We start from the raw sequence: 17,659 nt of genomic DNA, 5'->3' as shown, positions 1-17,659 counted from the left end.
GTCACCGCGCTGGAGAAGGGCTGACGGTGATCCTCAACCTCACCCCGCACCCGATCCGCCTGTACGCGCACGAGCGGGAGGACGGAATCGACGACCTCGAACCTCACCTGCGGGAGGTCATCGAGCCCGAGGCCACGCCTGCTCGGCTCGCCACCATCGAACTGGGCGGCGGCTTCACCTTCGAGATGGTCGAGTTCGGGCACGCCCAGAATCTGCCGCCCAAGCGCGACGGCTACCAGTACATCGTCTCCCTCGTCGTCGCGCTCGCGCTGGCCGACCGGCGAAGCGACCTGCTCGCCCCCTACCGCGAGGTACGTAACGCCTCCGGAACCGTCATCGGCTGCCGTTCGCTCGCGCAGCCCGTCTGAAGGAGATGGCCATGAACACTTTCGCCTTCTGGAAGGCCACTTTGGAGCGCGCGGTGCGCACCTTCGCGCAGGCCGTCCTCGGCATCGCCGGCGCCGACGGCCTCGGCCTGCTCAACACCAGCTGGGGCGACGCGGCCGCCGTCGGTGGCCTGGCCTCGCTCGCCGCCGTCCTGACCGCGATCGTCACCAGCGGCGGACCCGTCGGCCCCGGCCTGACCGAGACCGTCGCCACGCCGACCTCTCCGCGACGCCCGACCTCCATCTGACCTGACAGGAGGCCGCACACGTGGCTGACGAGCAGTGGACAACCGGGGAGCTGGTCCGCCGCCTGGAGGACGTCCGCCAGGACCTGAAGGAGGACATCCACGGAGTCGTCGCGCTCGTCGGCCAGAAGGTGGACGGCGAGATCTTGCGGCTGGGCCAGGAGGCGCAGGACGAGCGGCACACCGTCCTCGTGGCCCGGGTCGTGAAGCTGGAGGAGCAGCTGGCCGAGAAGGAGAGGCAGCGGATCGCGGACCGCCGCCTGATCTTCTTCTCGCTGATCGTGCCGGTGCTCCTCCTCGCCATCCAGCTCTACAACACGAACCGGGGGGCGACCTGATGAGCGCGCACCGGCCCCCGCGCCGTGACCCGTTCGTGCTGCTCCTCGGCACGCTCCTGGCGCTCCTCGTCGCGTACATCTGGTGGCAGACCTCGCAGCTGTCCCACGACCTGCGCACCGCCAACCAGGCGAGGGACGCCCTGGCTTCGCAGGTTCAAAGGCTCGGTGGGAAGCCCGTGGCGGGCCCTCCCGGCAGCCGCGGCGAGTCCATCACCGGGCCCCGCGGCCCCCAGGGCGAGCGCGGGGAACGGGGAGAGCCTGGCCCGGCCGGAAAATCCGGGAAGCCGGGCCCGCCCGGGGAGGACGGCGCCGCGGGTAAGAAGGGCGTTACCGGCCCGGGCGGGGAGCCGGGAGCCGACGGCGAGGCTGGGACTCCGGGCGCGGACGGCGCCGCGGGCCCGCCGGGGCCGCAGGGCGAGCCCGGCCCGGCCGGACCCGAGGGCCCAGCGGGCCCGCCGGGGAAGGACGGCGCCGACGGGGAGCGTGGTCCGGCCGGGCCGTCGTGCCCGGACGGCTACAGCCTCCAGGCACCGGCCGACGACCCGGACGCGCTCGTCTGCCGTCGCGACGGAGCGCCGCAACCTGATCCGACAGGCGATGAACCACCGAAGCCTCAGGCAGCGCTGGATCCGCAGCGGCGCCAGTACCGATGAGCAGGCCCCCTTCGCCTTCGGGCGTAGGGGGCCCTTTCGTCATGTCCAGGCGCAGGACCAGGCCACCGCCTACACGATGGCAGCGAGCGCCTTTTCCGTGTCCGTCAGTCCTTCGAGCACTGCGTCGGCACCAGCGTCACGCAGCTCCTCCGCAGAAGTGCGCCCGGTGGCGACCGCAACGATCTGCACACCAGCCTCCAGCCCTCCCGCCACGTCCGCTGGTGTATCCCCCAGGAACACTGCGTCCTCACGTCGAGTGGAGGATCGGGCCATGGCCGCGCGCAGAAGCTCGGGGCGCTCCTCTCCGTCCTCTCCGTACGCCCCCTCGTCGAGCCGCAGGTAGTCGTCGAGGCCGAAGACCGCGAGCTTCACCTCGGCCGCACGGCGAACGTTGCCCGTCACCACGGTCTGACGCACACCCTGTTCTGCGAGACGAGCGAGGACAGCAGCGGCTCCGGGCAGCGCGTGCCCGCGCTCGCGCAGCTCGGCGGCCCGACGGACATGCACGGCGCCGAGAGCGCGGGCGAAGGACTCAAACAGCTCATCGCTGTACGGGAGATCGTGCAGGCGCGCGGTCTCCCGCAGAATCACCCGCTCCGTCGACCCGGTGACAGACGCCTGCTCTCTCATCTCGACCCCGGTCACCTCCTCGAAGGCCTGAGCCCACAGTTCACGCCCCAGGCCGCCCGTGGCCATCAGCGTATGGTCGATGTCCCACAGCACCAGCTTCGTCACGGCGCCCCCTCTCTCGATGCATTCCTGTGTCCCCGCCTTGCGGGCACCTTACGCTCAGGCATAGCGAGCAAGGAGCGGGCGCATGGTGGCATCAGATCTCCCAATCGGGGACCGGATCAGGCACTACCGCGGAGGGCGGCGGCAAGATGCGGTCGCTGGCCTGGTGGGCATTTCTCCGGATTACCTTTCCCAGATCGAGCGTGGTCTCAAGGTGCCGTCATTGCCCATCCTGTACGCGCTCGCGCAGGAGTTGGGGGTAGCCACTGCTGCGCTGCTTTCGGAACAGCCACCTGCTGCGGAGGAAGCAACGGACACGGCGGAGGCCGCAGTGGGGCGAGCGCTCCTGGGCTACGCACCGACCGCCAGTCCTACGCGTGCCACGGCAGCCGAGCTGAGGGGCCGGGTCGAGGCCGCATGGCAGTCTTGGCAGACCGATGGCGACCGCTTCACCCGCGCGGCCACAACGCTGCCCGGCCTGGTCGCCGATACCGAGTACGCCGTACGCGCCGTTCGGGCCGGGACGGATCCAACGGAGCGCCGCGGTGTACTGCGGGCGGCTGCGGACCTCTACTGTCTGCTCCGGTCCTACCTGCGTCGAACTGGCCGCGTTGACCTCGCCACCATCGCTGCCGACCGCGCGATGCGCGCTGCGGAAGACGCCGACGACCCACTCCGTATCGCCGCTGCGCAGTGGAATCTGGGCCACGTCCTGCTCGCCGCCGGCCAGCCCGGCGAGGCAGAGGAGCTTTCGCTCCGGGCGGCAGAGCAACTGGCTGCTACCCAGATGCCGGAAGCCGAGCGAGCGGCGATGGGTGGCGCCCTCCAGCTCGTCGCTGTGGTCGGGGCTGCGCGTCGCCGTCGCTGGTCGGATGCCCGTGATCGCCTCCGTCAGCACGCGGCGCCCGCGGCGCGCATGGTGCCGGACAGTAGCAATGTGGGCTGGACGGTGTTCGGGCCGACCAACGTGGCCTTGCACGCACTGTCCATCGACATGGAGGCAGGCGAAACCGGCGAGGCCCTGCATACCGCGGACGCCATCGACACGAGCGACTTGCCCTCGCTGGAGCGAGAGTTCACGTTTGGCCTGGAGGTCGCCGCCTGCCACAGCCAGCGTCGGGATGACGCCGCCGTGCTGCTGGCCCTGCTCGGCCTGGAGGCCGTTGCCCCGGAGGATCTCGCTCGGACACCTCTCGCACGGCAGTTGGTGTTGACCGTGATCCGCCGGGCGCGGGCGATGCATGCCCGGCAGGCCGAGCAGCTGGCGGTGCGGATCGGGCTCGTGTAGCTGACGAGCCTGTAGTCCACCCGAACTCTCAGCTCGGGTGTGCCCAGCAAAGGCCCCTACGGTCACGGTGTGAGGCAAGTCACCGGACTGTGAGGGCGCGATGATCGTGCGACAAGACGTGAACCAGATCGCCACATGGCTCGCCTATGCACAACGAGCCCCTGAGCAGGCGCAGCGGGAGTGGAGCGACACTGGAGTCGCCCTACTCCCGCTCGGCTCGAGGTTCGAGGTGGCCCGCCTCCCCGAGCGGCTTGTGCTCGCGGCAGTGTGTACGACGGCCCCGCAGGCGGTCGCCGTGCTCCTCGGCCGAGCCCTCAACGGCCCCGTCATCTACGACAACCTGGCCATGGGCGGCACGTATTACGCCCTCATGCGGCCCCGCGCCGAGCGCGCGTGGACGCACCAGGCTGTCGCGCCTTGCCTCGGCGCGGGTAGCTACCTCGGCGTACCGAGGATCGGCCGCACCGAGCCGCCCGGCACGTACTGGGTGGTGCCCCCGCGGTTCGAGGGCGACCTGTGCGAGCCCGAGACCGTCGAGGCGCTCATCAGCTTCGGGCTCGGCGTCCACCAGGAGGCGCAGCGATGACGCCGCGGGCCGAGGCTCCGGAGCCGGACCAGGTGGAGATCCGCCAGATGATCGCCTCGCACACCTACGGCTGCCACCGATGTCACATGCTGGGCCGCGTCTGCCCCAAGGGCCGCATTCTGCGCCGGACACTAGAAGCCCACCGCGAGCCACCAGCCGCGCCGGGCGAGACCGGCGGCCCGAAATGAGCGAGGGCGGCCGGTTCTGCTGCCGCTGTGACATGCCGATCACCAAGGAGTACCCCGGCACGTCCATGGAGAAGGCCTCCATCTCGGCGGGCGGCGCCGTCCTCTGGTGGCACAAGAAGAAGTGCCCGGAGCAGCCCGCGTTCGTACGGCGCACCCAGCGGTAGACCCCCGGGCCGTGCCCCTGGCGAGGGGCGCCGCCTGGCTCAGCCCCTACACGCCGCTCACCTCGCGGCACCCACCACTTCCGCCGCGCAAGCGGCGATTGATCATCCCCCGCACACCGCGGGGGAGCCCCATCCACCCACTATGCAGGAGGCGCCCCATGGGCACGCTCACCAACGGCAGAACCACCATCCCCTACGAGCACCACACCGCGCCCGGCCTCGACTGGCGCAAGGCCGGCCGGACCGACCTCGACCCGATCCTGAAGGACTGCGTGATCCTCGCCGCGGCGCCGCCCGCCGAAGGGCACCCGCACCACAGCATCCCGGACGGCACGCGCCTGGTCGCGATCAGCGACGACAAAGACCCGCAGTCGCCCGTGCTCCTCATGACCCGGGTGGAGATCAGCAAGTTCTTCGATGGGGTGATCGCGGGTGAGTTCGACGAGTTCCGTGCGAGCGCGGAAGAACTCGACGCTGCGGCGGCGGACGCCACAGCCTGACCCGCCGTCCGCCGAGTTGGCCGCGACCTGCACGCCACCGGCTGACAACTGCCGCTCGCTCGTGGGCGGCCCGGAGTGCACCCAGCACACGGGCCCGCCGCTCCCGGCCATCCGCAGCGCGGTGGGCACGTACATCTGCCATGTGTGCACGCCCCTGGGGCGGACGCCCGAGCAGACGTGGGTGATCGTGCAGCGCGAGATCCAACTGCTGAACAGCCCGTACTGGAGTTAGGGCAGCCGGCCACCTGCCCCCTGAGCCCCGCCGTGGTTCCGTCGCACCGGCCGCGTAGCGGGAACAGGGCGGCCACCCCCGCTCGCGGAGTTCATCCATGGGGTGGCCGCCCGTCCGTGTCCGGGCGAGCCGATCACCAGCTCGTCCGTGTAGGCCCTCGTCCGCGGGCCCTGGGGAGGGTCGCGGACGGGACAGGGCGGCCCGCCCGTTGCCGACCCACGGGGCGGGCCGCCCATCACCCGCAGACGATGAGGAGGAGGAAGCCGTGTCCCACACCGCCCGAGATGCCGAGTTGGAACCGGTGCCCTGCCCGCCCTGCCTCGTCGCACTGCTGACCGGGGGCGGCACCGAGCCGCACGGCTGCCTGCTGACCACCACCCTCGCCGTGGACGGCACCCGCATCGTCATCCTCGCCCGCGAGATGGACTGTCGGTGCCGCTGCCCGAGCGCCGAGGAGAGCGCCGCCCTGAAGACGGCGAGGGCGCAGGCTCGCGGTGGACGGGCCGAGTGATGCAGGCCCCCGCTACACGAGGTCGCGCAGCTGTACGCCGAGAGCGTCCGCGATGCGGATCAGGTTGTCGAGGACGGGCGACGAATGTCCCTGCTCGATGCGGTTGACCGCCTGGCGTTCCATGCCCGCCCGTTCGGCGAGGCGTTCTTGCGTCAGGTTCGCGTGAATGCGGGCCGTTCGGATGCGTTCGCCGACGGCGCGTCGGGCGGCGAGGACGCGGGGCGTGGGCGGAGCAGACGGCACCCGTTCAACACTCGCGGCCGAGTGATCAACTGTCTGTATAGCCGACCGTACATTTTTGGATCATTAATTGCCCATGATCACAAGACCTCTGTGATTAAAACGTCCGTTCGGGTGGCGCTCTGTCCATCCCCTTGCATGTGGCATTCAATTACCTACGCTGCACCGGCATATGCCAACCCCCAAGCGCCCGCCCGCCAGCGCCCCGACAGGCGAAGGAGTCCCTCATGCACGAGCAGCCCGCTTACCGCCTGTCCCCCTCACAGGCATCCACCATCGACTTCGCGCGCCGCGACCTGGAACTCGTGCGCGCAGCCGATCTCGCTTCACTGGAGAGCACCGCACTGCTGATGCAGGTCGAGCGGCTAAAGTCCCGACTCGACGACGTGCTGCACGTGGTTGACGAGATCGCCGTAGCATAACCGCAGGTCACAGATCCGATCTTGCTCACGAGCAACGAAGATCTCTGAACGTAACCCATCTGTTTCAGTAATATTCGCTCCGGACAATGTTGCTCAGGCAGATGGGTCGCTACGCTCGACCCATGCCGATCGCGCCCGAGTACCTGCACATGGTCTTCCCCGACACGGTGTTCCACGCTCTGCTCTACGGCCGCGCCTCCCGCGACCCGAAGAAGAAGGGCCGCAGCGTCGCCGATCAGATCAACACGGGGCGCGAAATGTGCGACACCTTCAACTGGCCGATCGCCGAAGTCTTCGACCAAGACATCGACCGCAGCGCGAGCCGTCACGCCCGCCGCGCCCGCAAGGACTTCGAGGCACTTATCGATTCCATCGAGGCCGGCCGTGGGCGCATTGTCGTCGCCTTCGAAGCGTCCCGCTATTACCGGGACATCGAGGCCTACATCCGGCTCCGCAACGCCTGCATGGCGAACAATGTCCTCCTTTGCTACAACGGCCAGGTCTACGACCTCTCCAAGCGCGAGGACCGCAAGGCGACCGCGCAGGACGCCATCGCCGCAGAGGACGAGGCGGAGGGCATCCGTGATCGTGTGCTCCGCACGACGCGTGCGCAGGCCAAGAAGGGCGCCCCGCACGGGCGGATCCTCTGGGGGTATGGCCGTCGTTACGACCCGGACACAGGCGACCTCGTAGAGCAGTACGTACTTCCCGAGCGCGGCTCTGTCGTTGTCGATATTTTTCAGCGTGTTGAGGCAGGCGAGAGCATGTACTCGATCCTGCACGACCTCCAGTCACAGGGAGACCGACTCCCCGGCGGCATGAACGAGGACGGCGAGCAGGAGCCCGGTATCCCGTGGCGCTACGACCACTTGTCCAGCATGCTGCGGAACTGGGGGTACATCGGGAAACGAGTGTTTCAGGGCGAGATCATCGGTGATGCCGCATGGCCACCGATCTCGAACGGGAATGACGACGAGGGGTTCATCCAGACGTTTCACAACGTGCAGAAGATCGTGAATGACCCGAAGCGGCGCACGACACACGACTCGTCCGTGAAGCACGAGCTGTCATTCCTCGGCCTTTGCGGCGAGTGCGAAGAAGAACCGTACCTGAAGGTCCTGAAGGGGCGGGGGTACCTGAACTACACGTGCCGCCTGCGCTACGACACCGTCATGCGGAAGGAAACGCTGGAGGCCTACGTCGAAGAGGCAGTAGTCCAGTGGCTTTCCAGCCCGGCCGCTGCCGAGGCCTTCCGTAACGATGCGGAGCAGAAGGCTGCCGCCGCGTCACGCGCGCTGGCCCAGGCTCTGACCGAGCAGTTGGAAGAGGCTCGCGCGAAGGCGGGCCAGATGACGGCCCAGGGCCGCCCGGTTCTGTCGATTGCGTCGCTCGCAGCAATCGAGGCGCAGTTGATCCCCCAGATCGAAGCGGCGGAGGAGGCTGGCGAGGTTACGTCTGCACCGCCGCTCGTGCGGCGCCTGTTGAGTGCCGAGGACGTGGATGCGCTGTGGCAGCGTCTGACGGTGCCACAGCGCCGGACGGTGTACCGAGCGGTGGTCACGGTCCGTCTGTACAAGGCGAGGGCGCGGGGGGTGCGTCGTATCGAACCGGGCCGCATCACGCTGTCGTTCGTGGGCCAGCCGGGCTTTCGGCCGCACACCTCGTCACGGGCGTCCGCGCCGGCCACTAGGCGGTCTGCGGGGCGGATTGTGTAGCGCGGGGTGCTACTGGACGTCGCGGCTCCTGGCCCTCTCGGTTTCCTGCTTGGGGAATTCGAATACTCGGGCGTGGCCATGCTGGGTTGCGTCGTTCGCTGCATGGTCGCGGAACATCTTGGCTCCCATCTCCAGCGCGTCGGAGACGAGTTGCGCCCGCTGCTCCTCGAAGGCGTCCTGCATGGCGGCGCGTTCGGCGGCGAGCATGGTGAGGGTTTGCGCTCGGTCCGCTGCGGCGTCACGGGTGAGGCGCTGACGCTCCATCTCGACGACGGCCTGCGCGGTGATGTAGCGGGCGTGCTCATCTGTGGCGCTTCGTGTCGCCTCCGCCAGCCTCGCCCTTTCGGCGTGAGTGTCGGTGATCCATTGTCGGATCGCCAGAAGGATGATGAGCGTTAGGGCGATCATGGTGAAGCACACCCCGCCAAGGGTGTGCGCCACATCGGATTGCACGACGCCATGGGTGGCGAGCGAAATCCCCGTTATTGCTGTGACAGCTGCGGCTACGGCTGTTGTCTGTGTTGCGCCTGTCGCCATATACGCCCCCGCCTCACATTCGCGCTGCTGTGCCTCCGCGGGTGTCGTCGGTGTGATCACCGGCGTCCTCATCTTCTAGACGCTTGAGACGCTCAACGGTTGCGGCGAACATCTGCCGCCCCACCTCATCGGTGATGCCGAGCCGGTCTGCTGCGTCCTCCGGAGTGATCGTCCAGCCTACCTGTGACTGATCGGTTTCGTACCGCGACTGCGTGGACTCCGGTGAAATGAGACCGCTTTCAACGAGCAGCGCGACAGGGCTGTAGCCGATGGCTTCAGCGAGTGGGCCGAGGAACTTCAACTCGGGGATAGCTCTGCCCTGGAACATGCGACTGACGCTGCTCTCGGACATGCCGGTATCTCGCGCTAGTCGAGCCTGTGCGCCGTGCCCGACGTAGCCAGCTTGCTTGGCCGCGGGGACGACCACGGCAGCGAAGCGCTGCGCGTGGGTGAGGGGGGTGTCTGCCATGACCCAAAACCCTACCTCCCTCGTTAGGGAGTATCCAGAAAATCCCTCCCACGCAAGGGTCGCCATTAGGCCACTCACCTGCATAGATGCAGGCTAACCCCTATACCGAACAAGCGTTCGCATTTGAAATTCAACCACCCTCCGTCGCAACCTCCCTTGCGCGGGAGGGAGAGTCATGGCAGAGTCTCCCTCGTGAGCAAGGAACAGCCTGCTACCAGGGAAGACGCCTGCCACCTGAGGCGGGAAGGGGGTGACTACGTGTTCCGTCTGGACGTTGAAAAGCTGCGTGAAGCGGCTGCCGCACATGGTGACCACACCGGCGGCAAGATCTCCCGCCGTACGGGAATCGCCGAGTCCTCGGTCTACCGGATCTTGAACGGCGAGACGCAGCCTGACCTGAACTCGGCCATGCGCCTCGTCGAGGCCTACGACATTGACCTTCGACAGGTCATCCAGCGCGTGCCCATTGAGGTCGCCGCATGACCCGCGAAGAGCGCCGCGCGCTCCTAGGCGACGACGTCATCGATCACATCCACCAGTGCGTCGCCGAGGCCCCTGCGCCCCCGCAGGAGGTCATTGACACCCTGCGCCGCATCTTCGCCAGGCCCGCTCGGCGCACTGCGGCCGAGCTGCCTCCAGCGGCTGATCAAGCCGCCTGATCCACCCCATCAAGCGCCGCAGGGCCGCCCGACTGCCAGGCCCGGCGACCCCACGACTACGGCGCCTCACCACCAAGAGAGATGAGGTCACCGTGAAAACGGAGACTACCTTCCCCCGGATCAGCGAGTACGGGCTGATCAGTGACAACCGCGTCGCCGTCGAAGCGATGCTCGACCACCTGCCCCTCCCCGCGCCGACGGTGATCCCGCGCGCCGAGGCCGTGTTCGTCACGGTCGCGGATCTGGACGACCTCGGCGAGTGGCTCCAGCAGCAGGGCGGCACCATCCACGTCAGCTCGGCCGGTGACGGCTTGGAGCTGTGGACGCTCCTCACCTCCACTCCCGCGCGTAGTGACGGTTCGTCGGTGCCGGTGCGGGTGTCGGTGCCGGTGCCGATGGGCGAGCAGGTCATGGGGTTCATCCGAGCGGCGGTGGCGGCATGAGCGCCCTGACTGTGGCTGCGGCGCTGGACGCGCTTCTCACCGAAACTCCCTCGTGGCTGCCTGACGTTCGTTCGTGGGAGATCGCCGAGGACGGCGGCAATTGGGTCCTCAGCGGCGGGCTGGCTGACGACCTCGGCGAGGCGAAGGCTGCTCACGCGCTGGGCCTTGTCGCCGGAGAGCACGGCGCGGACGTGTCCGATGACGGCCGCCGCATGGCGGTGCCGTTCGTCTGGCACGACACCCGGGTGCAGCTCTGGTACTTCCGCCCGGTGTTGCGGTGGGTGGTTCCGGAGCGGTGCGCAACGTGCCCGACGAAGCTCGGGCCGCCGGACGTGAGGTTCGTGAAGCTCGGCGAGGAGCGCGGCGCTGCTGTCGTCTGTATCCCGTGCCGGGACCGCATGCATGCGGTGTGGGTGGCGGATACGTGCCCCGTGTCTGAGGACCGGGCGGAGCACCACTGGTGGTTCTCGTTGCCGGATGACGGGTGGAAGTGCACGGTGTGCCGCTCAGTCCGGCGGGACCCCAGTGACCCGGCGACGACGGTACGCGCGGCGGTGACGGCATGAGCGCCCCGACGTCGAATGACCCGGTCGCGGTTACCACTGCGGATGGCGTGGCGTGGGTGCGTCGCGCGGTCACGGTGGATGGGCGTGCTCTGTACGCGATGGTCGGCGCCGTGGTGGGCGCCCCGGAGTTCGTGATGGCGTCGCTGGCGGATCTGGCGGAGCGGGGGATCAAAGACGCAGGGGATGCCCTGCCTGTGCCGGTGGGCGTGGCCACGGAGTCACCGGCCGGTGAGACGGTCGCGGCGTTGCGGGACACGCTCGATGCGCACCTCGCGGGGCAGCGGGAGCTGGAGACGCTGCGGGTTCGGGTCGCCGAGTTGGAGGCGGAGCGGCATTCGACGAACGAGGCGCTCTCCGACGCGATGGTGGAGCGGTCGGCGGACAAGCTGACGCGGCTGCTGGCGCCGACGCAGGCCCTCCGCGAGGACGAGCCAGCCGATGAGCCCCCGCTCACTGTGTACCGGGCATCGCACGAGTCGTTCGTGATGGGCCTATACACCACCCGCCAAGCGGCCTACGAGCACTGCGAGGCGCACGAGCTTCGCGACGACCCCGTGTCCCCCATGGCCTGGAACGTCGACGAAGACGGCGCCGCCGAACTGGTTCGACTCCGTGTCCCTCGCTCTCCTGGCGCCGAATCGGCGACCGGCTATGTGGTGACGCCGCTGGAGATCGCCTCCGCGTACGACGAGGAGGCCGACGAATGAGCGCCGACCGCACGCCCGTCACCGGGCCCTTCCGGATCCACGTGGACGCCCGCCCGGCTGGGGTTGGCATCGACGTGTCGCACTACCTCACCGCGGTTGTCCTCGGTCTCGCGCAGGCGGCGGACGAGGACGGTCACGGTCTCCTCGACGACCTGCGGTACATCGCCGAGTTGGCCCGGTCGGCCGCGCACCAGGGATCGGACTCCCACGCCGCGCACGAGCGGGACGAGCGGGTCGCCGATCTCCTCGCGGAGGTTGCGGACGACGGGGTGATCCCGGTGTACGGGGAGCAGGTCGCGCGACTGCGGGACAGGCTGGCGGTGCTGACGGCGCCGCGTCCAGTGCCGGGCCAGCGTGAGGCAGGTGCCGCATGAGCGCCCGCGACGCCGCAATCCACGCGGTCGAGCAGCACCCGTCGACCACCTTCATGGCGCCTTGCGAGTCGCTGGCCGACGCCGTTCTCGCTGCGGCGGCCCCGCTTCTGCGGGCTGAGGCTCTCATCGAGGGCGCCGTCGAGCTGGAGCGCATTGCCGACGAGACCGAGGCCCGCGTCGCCGAGCATTACGGCACCGGGTCTGGGATCGGCCCCGGCTCAGCCGAGATGGTCCGCGAGGCAGCGCGCACGCTGCGCAGCCTCGCTGGGGAGAAGGCCACCGCTCAGGCGGCGACGGCCACTCCCGACGCCGACCCGCTGATCGTGGACCGCTTCGACACCGCGGTGGAGCCCGCCCCCGAGGACCCGCCCGTCCTCATCGTGGGCGCCGTCGCCAGCGATGGGCGGCCGGTCGCGTTGTTCTTCGACGCGGAGGCGCGCGACAAGGTCGCCGCCTGGCTCGCTCCCGCTCCCCTCGATTCCTCCCGCGAGCGGAAGGCGGACCGCGATGTCTGAGCAGATCACCCGCCACACCCGCGTCGACCACGCCCGCGTGGCGGCCCGCCTCCGGGCGAAGCCCGGCCAATGGCAGCTCGTCGGTGACTACCAGAACCCCGCCACCGGGACGAACACCGCCTCCATGATCCGGCGAGCAGGCCGACCCTCCGGCCACCACTACCAGCCCGCCGGAGCGTACGACGCCCGCATCGTCCTCACCACCGACGGCACGCGCATCGAGGCCCGATACCGCGGCACCGAGAACCCGGCGCCCCTCCATCCGTCGCCGCCCCGCGGCGGGCAGAAAGTCCGCCCGTCGACCGACACCGAGCGAGTGCTCGGCCAGATCGAGCGAGGCGAGGTCCGCGCCGGACGTGCTGCGGCCCGCGAGATCGCTGCCCGTCACGAGGCCGCGTACGGCGCCGCATGGCCCGCCGACCACGCATGGGCCGACGCCCTCAACTCCCTCAACTCCACGACCTCGAAGGGCGGTGCCTGATGGCGACCGGACCCGAGCACTACCGCGAGGCCGAGCGCCTGGCCGCCCTCGTCAAGCGGCATCCCGACTCCAGCGACGCGGGCACTCTGGCGCAACTGATGACGGGCCACGCGACGCTCGCCCTTGCCGCAGCGACCGCCATGCAGGCCGCCGTCGACGGGTGCGAGCCCGGCATGGTCTCCGACGAGTACAACGAGTGGCACCACGCCGCTGGCGTTAAGCCGCGTCAGGGCGGTGATGCCGGATGACGACGACCGCGCAGGCCGGGGCAACTACCCCGGCCGCCGGCCGCCGGGTCACACCGACCGGCCGCCTCATCCTCCCCGCCGACGCCGACCGCGCCGACTGGCTCACCGCCCGCCGCGGTGGCCTCGGCTCCAGCGACGTCGCGGCCATCCTCGGCATCTCGAAGTACGGCAACGCCCTGTCCGTCTGGCACGACAAGACCGGCGGACTCCCCCTCGAAAGCGACGACTCCGAACCCGCCCTCTGGGGGCGCGCGTTCGAGGAAACCGTCGCCCGTGAGTGGGCCCGCCGCAACCGCAGCGTGGTCCGCCGCGTCGGCCTGGTCCAGAACACCGCACGCACCTGGCAGATGTGCACCCTCGACCGCCGCGTCCTGGAGTGCCCGCTCGCCGACGGCGCCGAGAAGTGTGCCGTCGAGATCAAGTGCCGCGACAAGATGAAAGCCGGGCAGTTCCGCCGCGGCGTCGCCGACGACGTCCTCGTCCAGACCCTGTGGCAGGCCGACGTCTGCGGCTTCGACCACATCCACGCCGCGGTACTCATCGGCGGCAACGACTACCGCCAGTTCGTCGTGAGGGTGGCCGACCACGCCGATCTCGTGGCGGACCTGCGCGCCGCCGGGGCCCGAGCGTGGCAGCAGATCACCGACCGGCGACCGCCCGTCCTGGAGCACGACGCCGACCCGGACGTCCTCCTCGACCTGTACGACCGCCTCCACCCCAACCGGGCCGGGGCCGTGGACATCACCCGCGACGTCGACACGCAGGAGGCCGTCGAGGAGTACCTCGACGCCCACAACGACTACGTGGCGGCCGAGAAGCGGAAGAAGGCGGCGAAGGCCCGCATCCTCGCCGGCCTCGGCAGCGCCGAGCAGGCCACCGTCCTCGAGCGGGTCCACGTGTCGCTGGACGAGCGCTCGAAGCAGTGGACCGACACCGCCCGGCTCGCCGAGCGCTGGCCGGACGCGTACGCGGACTGCGTCGAGGACCGCACCTATCGCCAGATCAGCATTCCGCGCGCTGTCCGTGAGGAGCACAACGCATGAGCACGATCGCTGAGCGGGCCGCGGCTGCCGCTGGCCGCACCGCGCCCGCGGTGGGCCCGGCCGAGGACGCGCCGCCCGTCGAGGACTTCACTCCGGCGCCGGATCCGATGGCCGACTACGAGCCTGGCGAAGACGATCCGGAGATGGTGCCCGTCGGTGTCGCCTGGCTCCGGGTCCGCCGGGAAATCCGGGCCATCGCCAAGGGCGAGAAGTACGACTCCTTCGGCACGAAGTTCAACTTCCGCGGGGTCGACACCGTCGTCAACGTCTTTGGGCCCGTGACGCTGAAGCACGGCGTCAACGTCATGTCGTCCAAGGTCGAAGCCACCTACGGGGAGAAGTCGACCAAGAGCGGCGGCAAGATGCGGGAGTGCTCCGTCCTCGTCACCTGGACGATCATGGGGCCGATGGGTGACACGCTCACCCTCCAGACGATGGGCGAGGCCCTCGACACGGCGGATAAGTCGACGACGAAGGCGCAGTCCGTCGCGCTCCGCACACTGCTCCTCGGCTTCGGCCTCACCCCGACGCACGACCAGGATCCGGACGCCGACCGCCACGAACGTGGTGAGGCACCGCCCCGTACGGCGGCCTCGTACCGGGACGAGATTTTGGAACTGGGCACTTCCCGGCAGCGGATGGCGCAGATCAACTACGAGATCAAGCAGGCCGGTCTCTTCGACACGAAGGTCGTGAACGAGGTCGGCGACGAGGAGGCCCTCGGGGCTTTCCTCTACCGGACCGGTCAGGAGCGCTTCGCCGGGGGTGGCCAGTGACTTGGTACCTCTGCCGCATGGCTGGCTTCGACCTGGAGACCACCGGCATCGACGTCGAGCAGGACCGCATCGTCACCGCTTGCGTCGTCCAGTGCGGCGGCGGCGCACCCGTCCAGACCGCGACATGGCTCGCCGACCCCGGCATCGAGATCCCCGAAGAGGCCGCGAAGGTCCACGGCATCACCACCGAGCAGGCCCGCGCCGAGGGCCGCCCCGCGGCCGAGGTCGTCGAGCAGCTGGTGGCCGCACTCGCCAAGGTCGTCCTCGCCGGAACCCCGGTCGTCGCGATGAACGCCAGCTTCGACCTGACGATCCTCGACCGTGAGGCTCGCCGCCACGGCGTACAACCCCTCACCGACATCGTCGGCACCGGCCTCCGCGTCGTCGACCCGCTCGTCCTGGACAAGCACATCGACCGCTACCGCAAGGGCCGACGGACCCTCACACACCTCTGCCGTACCTACGGGGCGCGTCTGGACGGCGCGCACTCGGCGGACGCCGACGCCCTCGCCGCGTGCCGGGTCGTCTGGCGGATCGCGCAGAAGGAGTCCGCCATCGGCGGCGCCTCGCTCGACTTGTTGCACGAGAAGCAGATCGAGTGGGCGCGCGAGCAGGCCGAGGGCCTCGCCGACTATTTCCGGCGTACGCCCGGCAAGGAGCACCAGGCCGACGGCGTCCGCGTCGAGTGGCCGCTCATCCCGGCCCCGCGTCAGGCAGGTGACCGCTGATGTGGGGACTGAAGATCAGGCGCCGCCGGGACTGGCTCGTCGACGAGCTGCACGCGCGCACCCAGCGTGCCGAGGCCGAGCGTGACGCCGCGCAGAAGGAGGCCGCCGCTGAGCGGGCGGCGGCCATCCGCACCGCGGGCCGCAACACGATCCTCACCGAACAGATCGAGGGTCTGACCGCCGCCGAGGCGGCTCACGACGCAGACATCGAAGGCATGGCCGACCGCATCGACCGCCTGGCTCGAGCCTGCGCCCGTTACCGGGTCGCTCTCGCCGCAGAGACCCGTCGTGCCGACCAGCTCCAGGCCCGCCTCGACGACGCCCTCGGCCTCACCAGCCCGGCGGTCGAGGCAGGCGCGAGCTGGCAGGAGCGCCGCCCCGACAAGATCGGAGGGCTCGTATGAACCCCGTCGCCGCCGTACGGAACCTCCTGCGCGGCCCCGGCCGCCACCGCCCCGGCGCTCTGCCCGCGCCGGTCGATGAGTCGCCCGTGCTCCTCGACGAGCAGGTCCTCACCGCCGCGATCGCGGACGGCGACATCGAGGCCAACGAGTTCGCGTTCTGTGGCGCCGAGCAGCGCGAGACGTTCCACGCCATCCACAGCGACGGTAGCCGCACCTGCTGGACCTGCCAGAACGTCACCGGGAGCGAGCAGTGAAGGGACAGGTCGACGCCGACGCCGTCGCGGCTCTCTGCGCTGGACGAGCCACGCCCACCGAAGCGGAGGCCGCCGTCCGGCTCGTCGACCGGAACGCCCGCGACGACGCCGACCGTGCGCACCTCCTCCACGTCCTCGGCCTCACCACCACGACCAACGAGGGGACTCAGTGACCGCGCCCACCCTCTTCGACACCGAGGCACCGGCCGCCACCACGGCGGCCGGGCCCCGGCCCACCACCGACATCCCCAAGGTCATCGGCCTCGACGTCGCCATGGGCATCAGCGGCATCGCAGGCGAAGGCTGGACGGACTACGTCAAGGCCAAGGGCCAGTCTCAGCACTCCCGCTTCGAGCAGCAGCTCGCCGGTATCGCCGACCACATCCGTCACGCACGGTTCGCCGTCATCGAGGGCGCCGCCTACGGGCACAACAACCAGGGAGCCGACGCGCTCGCCGCAATGCGGTGGATGGTCCGCCACGACCTGTGGAAGCGACGCATCCCGTACGCCGTCGTGACGCCTGGCCAGCGCATGATCTACGCCGTCGGCACCGCAGCGCCCGTCGACACGGACACCGGGAAACGCCTCAAGGGCACGGCGCTCAAGGCGATCCTCCGGGAGGCCGTGGCCGAGACGTACGGGATCACCACCGAGGGCGAAGCGAAGTACGACGAGGCCGACGCCTACATCCTCATGGCGATGGGCCTGCACTGGCTCGGCTACCCGCTCGCCGTCGTCCCGGACACGCACCGCCGCGCTCTCGATTCGGTGCGGTGGCCGGACCGCGAGGCGGTGACCGCCCGATGATTCGCCGCACCCCCTACCAGCGCGCCACCCCCGACACCCCCACCGCCGACGACTGGCGCAAGCGTGGCGCGTGCGCGGACGTCAAGCCCGAGGTCATGTTCCCCGGCCGGGCTCCCGAGGCCATCGATGCCGCCAAGGCCGTCTGTCAGGACTGCCCCGTCTACCGCACCTGCCTACGCGACATCATCCGCCACGAAGGCGCGAAGCACCCAGACAACCGACACGGCGTCGTCGCCGCCCTCACCGGCCGCGAACGCCACGCCGTCTGGCGGCAGTTGAGGCGGCGCGGAGCGATCACATGAACGGCCACCGGCGCCCCGCCGAGTGCACCCACTGGATCGGCGCCGAACAGCACCACTGCCGCTCGACCGACCACGTCCGCCTCTACCTCACCGGTCTCCGCTGCCCCCGCCACACCCCCAACGCCCTCCGCGGGCGGCCCGAGCC

34 protein-coding genes are annotated in these 17,659 nt (G+C 69.8%); 30 read left to right on the top strand and 4 right to left on the bottom strand.

Annotated elements, in window-relative coordinates; genetic code table 11:
* Window positions 1-26 precede the first annotated feature (26 nt).
* The 4 genes from GKQ77_RS01585 to GKQ77_RS01570 are packed head-to-tail and all read left to right on the top strand — an operon-like array spanning window position 27 to window position 1,622.
* Window positions 27-368, top strand: coding sequence for a hypothetical protein (locus GKQ77_RS01585; RefSeq protein ID WP_219686765.1), 342 nt, complete (start codon window positions 27-29; stop codon window positions 366-368).
* Window positions 369-379: 11 nt separating this feature from the next.
* Window positions 380-634: a holin gene (locus GKQ77_RS01580; RefSeq protein WP_258020696.1), complete on the top strand. Its 255-nt coding sequence runs from the start codon at window positions 380-382 to the stop codon at window positions 632-634.
* A gap of 20 nt (window positions 635-654) precedes the next feature.
* Entirely contained in the window at window positions 655-969 is a 315-nt protein-coding gene (locus GKQ77_RS01575) for a hypothetical protein (protein WP_219686763.1), read from the top strand.
* Window positions 969-1,622, top strand: coding sequence for a collagen-like domain-containing protein (locus GKQ77_RS01570; RefSeq protein ID WP_219686762.1), 654 nt, complete (start codon window positions 969-971; stop codon window positions 1,620-1,622). Before GKQ77_RS01575 ends, GKQ77_RS01570 begins: the two co-directional genes overlap by 1 nt.
* Before the next feature lie 69 nt (window positions 1,623-1,691).
* On the opposite strand, the gene GKQ77_RS01565 is transcribed toward GKQ77_RS01570, so the two are convergent.
* A complete protein-coding gene (locus tag GKQ77_RS01565) occupies window positions 1,692-2,357 on the bottom strand; it encodes an HAD family hydrolase (RefSeq protein ID WP_219686761.1) in 666 nt (221 codons plus the stop codon).
* A gap of 82 nt (window positions 2,358-2,439) precedes the next feature.
* Here GKQ77_RS01565 and GKQ77_RS01560 point away from each other — a divergent pair, with 82 nt between their 5' ends.
* The 7 genes from GKQ77_RS01560 to GKQ77_RS01535 all read left to right on the top strand — a co-directional run bounded on the left by GKQ77_RS01560 (window position 2,440) and on the right by GKQ77_RS01535 (window position 5,823).
* Window positions 2,440-3,642: a helix-turn-helix domain-containing protein gene (locus tag GKQ77_RS01560; protein WP_219686760.1), complete on the top strand. Its 1,203-nt coding sequence runs from the start codon at window positions 2,440-2,442 to the stop codon at window positions 3,640-3,642.
* 100 nt (window positions 3,643-3,742) lie between these two features.
* Window positions 3,743-4,228: a hypothetical protein gene (locus GKQ77_RS01555; protein WP_219686759.1), complete on the top strand. Its 486-nt coding sequence runs from the start codon at window positions 3,743-3,745 to the stop codon at window positions 4,226-4,228.
* On the top strand, window positions 4,225-4,416 hold the full coding sequence (locus GKQ77_RS01550; protein WP_219686758.1) for a hypothetical protein: 192 nt from the start codon (window positions 4,225-4,227) through the stop codon (window positions 4,414-4,416). Before GKQ77_RS01555 ends, GKQ77_RS01550 begins: the two co-directional genes overlap by 4 nt.
* 32 nt (window positions 4,417-4,448) lie before the next feature.
* The gene (locus tag GKQ77_RS33140) at window positions 4,449-4,580 is read left to right on the top strand and encodes a hypothetical protein (protein WP_258020695.1); all 132 of its coding nucleotides are present in this window, start codon (window positions 4,449-4,451) and stop codon (window positions 4,578-4,580) included.
* Between the two features lie 158 nt (window positions 4,581-4,738).
* Complete coding sequence (locus tag GKQ77_RS01545; protein WP_219686757.1) at window positions 4,739-5,080, top strand: DUF397 domain-containing protein; 342 nt, start codon at window positions 4,739-4,741, stop codon at window positions 5,078-5,080.
* A gap of 61 nt (window positions 5,081-5,141) precedes the next feature.
* On the top strand, window positions 5,142-5,312 hold the full coding sequence (locus tag GKQ77_RS01540) for an SRPBCC family protein (RefSeq protein WP_219686756.1): 171 nt from the start codon (window positions 5,142-5,144) through the stop codon (window positions 5,310-5,312).
* A gap of 265 nt (window positions 5,313-5,577) precedes the next feature.
* On the top strand, window positions 5,578-5,823 hold the full coding sequence (locus tag GKQ77_RS01535) for a hypothetical protein (protein ID WP_219686755.1): 246 nt from the start codon (window positions 5,578-5,580) through the stop codon (window positions 5,821-5,823).
* 12 nt (window positions 5,824-5,835) lie between these two features.
* Here GKQ77_RS01535 and GKQ77_RS01530 read toward each other — a convergent pair whose 3' ends face one another.
* Entirely contained in the window at window positions 5,836-6,066 is a 231-nt protein-coding gene (locus GKQ77_RS01530; protein WP_219686754.1) for a helix-turn-helix domain-containing protein, read from the bottom strand.
* 224 nt (window positions 6,067-6,290) lie between these two features.
* Between GKQ77_RS01530 and GKQ77_RS01525 the strand changes: the two genes are divergently transcribed.
* Window positions 6,291-6,485 carry a hypothetical protein gene (locus tag GKQ77_RS01525; protein WP_219686753.1) on the top strand — a complete coding sequence of 65 codons (195 nt, stop codon included), beginning with the start codon at window positions 6,291-6,293 and terminating at the stop codon, window positions 6,483-6,485.
* Between the two features lie 122 nt (window positions 6,486-6,607).
* Window positions 6,608-8,200 (top strand): recombinase family protein, encoded by a 1,593-nt coding sequence (locus tag GKQ77_RS01520; protein ID WP_219686752.1) that lies wholly within the window; start codon window positions 6,608-6,610, stop codon window positions 8,198-8,200.
* Window positions 8,201-8,209: 9 nt separating this feature from the next.
* Here GKQ77_RS01520 and GKQ77_RS01515 read toward each other — a convergent pair whose 3' ends face one another.
* Complete coding sequence (locus tag GKQ77_RS01515) at window positions 8,210-8,653, bottom strand: hypothetical protein (RefSeq protein ID WP_219686751.1); 444 nt, start codon at window positions 8,651-8,653, stop codon at window positions 8,210-8,212.
* Between the two features lie 97 nt (window positions 8,654-8,750).
* A complete protein-coding gene (locus GKQ77_RS01510; protein WP_219686750.1) occupies window positions 8,751-9,206 on the bottom strand; it encodes a helix-turn-helix domain-containing protein in 456 nt (151 codons plus the stop codon).
* Between the two features lie 192 nt (window positions 9,207-9,398).
* Here GKQ77_RS01510 and GKQ77_RS01505 point away from each other — a divergent pair, with 192 nt between their 5' ends.
* The 17 genes from GKQ77_RS01505 (at window position 9,399) to GKQ77_RS01425 (ending at window position 17,514) form a co-directional block, all read left to right on the top strand.
* On the top strand, window positions 9,399-9,689 hold the full coding sequence (locus GKQ77_RS01505; protein WP_308117511.1) for a helix-turn-helix domain-containing protein: 291 nt from the start codon (window positions 9,399-9,401) through the stop codon (window positions 9,687-9,689).
* Window positions 9,686-9,865 carry a hypothetical protein gene (locus GKQ77_RS01500; protein WP_219686749.1) on the top strand — a complete coding sequence of 60 codons (180 nt, stop codon included), beginning with the start codon at window positions 9,686-9,688 and terminating at the stop codon, window positions 9,863-9,865. Before GKQ77_RS01505 ends, GKQ77_RS01500 begins: the two co-directional genes overlap by 4 nt.
* 92 nt (window positions 9,866-9,957) lie before the next feature.
* Window positions 9,958-10,308 carry a hypothetical protein gene (locus GKQ77_RS01495; protein WP_219686748.1) on the top strand — a complete coding sequence of 117 codons (351 nt, stop codon included), beginning with the start codon at window positions 9,958-9,960 and terminating at the stop codon, window positions 10,306-10,308.
* Window positions 10,305-10,874 carry a hypothetical protein gene (locus GKQ77_RS01490; protein WP_219686747.1) on the top strand — a complete coding sequence of 190 codons (570 nt, stop codon included), beginning with the start codon at window positions 10,305-10,307 and terminating at the stop codon, window positions 10,872-10,874. Before GKQ77_RS01495 ends, GKQ77_RS01490 begins: the two co-directional genes overlap by 4 nt.
* A 47-nt stretch (window positions 10,875-10,921) precedes the next feature.
* Window positions 10,922-11,581, top strand: coding sequence for a hypothetical protein (locus tag GKQ77_RS01485; RefSeq protein WP_219686746.1), 660 nt, complete (start codon window positions 10,922-10,924; stop codon window positions 11,579-11,581).
* Entirely contained in the window at window positions 11,578-11,955 is a 378-nt protein-coding gene (locus GKQ77_RS01480; protein WP_219686745.1) for a hypothetical protein, read from the top strand. Before GKQ77_RS01485 ends, GKQ77_RS01480 begins: the two co-directional genes overlap by 4 nt.
* Entirely contained in the window at window positions 11,952-12,470 is a 519-nt protein-coding gene (locus GKQ77_RS01475; RefSeq protein WP_219686744.1) for a hypothetical protein, read from the top strand. The genes GKQ77_RS01480 and GKQ77_RS01475 overlap by 4 nt, the downstream gene beginning before the upstream one ends.
* Window positions 12,463-12,951, top strand: a complete 489-nt coding sequence (locus tag GKQ77_RS01470; RefSeq protein WP_219686743.1) for a hypothetical protein — start codon at window positions 12,463-12,465, stop codon at window positions 12,949-12,951. Before GKQ77_RS01475 ends, GKQ77_RS01470 begins: the two co-directional genes overlap by 8 nt.
* Window positions 12,951-13,199: a hypothetical protein gene (locus GKQ77_RS01465; protein ID WP_219686742.1), complete on the top strand. Its 249-nt coding sequence runs from the start codon at window positions 12,951-12,953 to the stop codon at window positions 13,197-13,199. Before GKQ77_RS01470 ends, GKQ77_RS01465 begins: the two co-directional genes overlap by 1 nt.
* Complete coding sequence (locus tag GKQ77_RS01460; protein WP_219686741.1) at window positions 13,196-14,242, top strand: YqaJ viral recombinase family nuclease; 1,047 nt, start codon at window positions 13,196-13,198, stop codon at window positions 14,240-14,242. Before GKQ77_RS01465 ends, GKQ77_RS01460 begins: the two co-directional genes overlap by 4 nt.
* On the top strand, window positions 14,239-15,018 hold the full coding sequence (locus GKQ77_RS01455; RefSeq protein ID WP_258020694.1) for an ERF family protein: 780 nt from the start codon (window positions 14,239-14,241) through the stop codon (window positions 15,016-15,018). The genes GKQ77_RS01460 and GKQ77_RS01455 overlap by 4 nt, the downstream gene beginning before the upstream one ends.
* Complete coding sequence (locus tag GKQ77_RS01450; RefSeq protein WP_219686740.1) at window positions 15,015-15,746, top strand: 3'-5' exonuclease; 732 nt, start codon at window positions 15,015-15,017, stop codon at window positions 15,744-15,746. The genes GKQ77_RS01455 and GKQ77_RS01450 overlap by 4 nt, the downstream gene beginning before the upstream one ends.
* Complete coding sequence (locus tag GKQ77_RS01445) at window positions 15,746-16,150, top strand: hypothetical protein (protein ID WP_219686739.1); 405 nt, start codon at window positions 15,746-15,748, stop codon at window positions 16,148-16,150. The genes GKQ77_RS01450 and GKQ77_RS01445 overlap by 1 nt, the downstream gene beginning before the upstream one ends.
* On the top strand, window positions 16,147-16,404 hold the full coding sequence (locus tag GKQ77_RS01440) for a hypothetical protein (RefSeq protein WP_219686738.1): 258 nt from the start codon (window positions 16,147-16,149) through the stop codon (window positions 16,402-16,404). The genes GKQ77_RS01445 and GKQ77_RS01440 overlap by 4 nt, the downstream gene beginning before the upstream one ends.
* On the top strand, window positions 16,401-16,577 hold the full coding sequence (locus tag GKQ77_RS01435) for a hypothetical protein (protein WP_219686737.1): 177 nt from the start codon (window positions 16,401-16,403) through the stop codon (window positions 16,575-16,577). The genes GKQ77_RS01440 and GKQ77_RS01435 overlap by 4 nt, the downstream gene beginning before the upstream one ends.
* On the top strand, window positions 16,574-17,212 hold the full coding sequence (locus GKQ77_RS01430) for a hypothetical protein (RefSeq protein ID WP_308117510.1): 639 nt from the start codon (window positions 16,574-16,576) through the stop codon (window positions 17,210-17,212). Before GKQ77_RS01435 ends, GKQ77_RS01430 begins: the two co-directional genes overlap by 4 nt.
* Window positions 17,209-17,514 carry a WhiB family transcriptional regulator gene (locus GKQ77_RS01425; protein WP_219686736.1) on the top strand — a complete coding sequence of 102 codons (306 nt, stop codon included), beginning with the start codon at window positions 17,209-17,211 and terminating at the stop codon, window positions 17,512-17,514. Before GKQ77_RS01430 ends, GKQ77_RS01425 begins: the two co-directional genes overlap by 4 nt.
* The last annotated feature ends 145 nt before the right edge of the window (window positions 17,515-17,659 follow it).

Origin of the sequence: Streptomyces anatolicus, from assembly GCF_019400875.1 — a bacterium.
GTDB lineage: Bacteria > Actinomycetota > Actinomycetes > Streptomycetales > Streptomycetaceae > Streptomyces > Streptomyces anatolicus.
This window is presented reverse-complemented; position numbering and strand designations above follow the sequence as displayed.

Bases quoted from the DNA above. Each gene is read 5' to 3' on its own strand.
- GKQ77_RS01580 (WP_258020696.1), top strand. From the start codon at position 380: ATGAACACTTTCGCCTTCTGGAAGGCCACTTTGGAGCGCGCGGTGCGC.
- GKQ77_RS01570 (WP_219686762.1), top strand. From the start codon at position 969: ATGAGCGCGCACCGGCCCCCGCGCCGTGACCCGTTCGTGCTGCTCCTC.
- GKQ77_RS01560 (WP_219686760.1), top strand. From the start codon at position 2,440: ATGGTGGCATCAGATCTCCCAATCGGGGACCGGATCAGGCACTACCGC.
- GKQ77_RS01555 (WP_219686759.1), top strand. From the start codon at position 3,743: ATGATCGTGCGACAAGACGTGAACCAGATCGCCACATGGCTCGCCTAT.
- GKQ77_RS01550 (WP_219686758.1), top strand. From the start codon at position 4,225: ATGACGCCGCGGGCCGAGGCTCCGGAGCCGGACCAGGTGGAGATCCGC.
- GKQ77_RS33140 (WP_258020695.1), top strand. From the start codon at position 4,449: ATGCCGATCACCAAGGAGTACCCCGGCACGTCCATGGAGAAGGCCTCC.
- GKQ77_RS01545 (WP_219686757.1), top strand. From the start codon at position 4,739: ATGGGCACGCTCACCAACGGCAGAACCACCATCCCCTACGAGCACCAC.
- GKQ77_RS01525 (WP_219686753.1), top strand. From the start codon at position 6,291: ATGCACGAGCAGCCCGCTTACCGCCTGTCCCCCTCACAGGCATCCACC.
- GKQ77_RS01520 (WP_219686752.1), top strand. From the start codon at position 6,608: ATGCCGATCGCGCCCGAGTACCTGCACATGGTCTTCCCCGACACGGTG.
- GKQ77_RS01510 (WP_219686750.1), bottom strand. From the start codon at position 9,206: ATGGCAGACACCCCCCTCACCCACGCGCAGCGCTTCGCTGCCGTGGTC.
- GKQ77_RS01500 (WP_219686749.1), top strand. From the start codon at position 9,686: ATGACCCGCGAAGAGCGCCGCGCGCTCCTAGGCGACGACGTCATCGAT.
- GKQ77_RS01490 (WP_219686747.1), top strand. From the start codon at position 10,305: ATGAGCGCCCTGACTGTGGCTGCGGCGCTGGACGCGCTTCTCACCGAA.
- GKQ77_RS01480 (WP_219686745.1), top strand. From the start codon at position 11,578: ATGAGCGCCGACCGCACGCCCGTCACCGGGCCCTTCCGGATCCACGTG.
- GKQ77_RS01475 (WP_219686744.1), top strand. From the start codon at position 11,952: ATGAGCGCCCGCGACGCCGCAATCCACGCGGTCGAGCAGCACCCGTCG.
- GKQ77_RS01470 (WP_219686743.1), top strand. From the start codon at position 12,463: ATGTCTGAGCAGATCACCCGCCACACCCGCGTCGACCACGCCCGCGTG.
- GKQ77_RS01465 (WP_219686742.1), top strand. From the start codon at position 12,951: ATGGCGACCGGACCCGAGCACTACCGCGAGGCCGAGCGCCTGGCCGCC.
- GKQ77_RS01460 (WP_219686741.1), top strand. From the start codon at position 13,196: ATGACGACGACCGCGCAGGCCGGGGCAACTACCCCGGCCGCCGGCCGC.
- GKQ77_RS01455 (WP_258020694.1), top strand. From the start codon at position 14,239: ATGAGCACGATCGCTGAGCGGGCCGCGGCTGCCGCTGGCCGCACCGCG.
- GKQ77_RS01445 (WP_219686739.1), top strand. From the start codon at position 15,746: ATGTGGGGACTGAAGATCAGGCGCCGCCGGGACTGGCTCGTCGACGAG.
- GKQ77_RS01440 (WP_219686738.1), top strand. From the start codon at position 16,147: ATGAACCCCGTCGCCGCCGTACGGAACCTCCTGCGCGGCCCCGGCCGC.
- GKQ77_RS01425 (WP_219686736.1), top strand. From the start codon at position 17,209: ATGATTCGCCGCACCCCCTACCAGCGCGCCACCCCCGACACCCCCACC.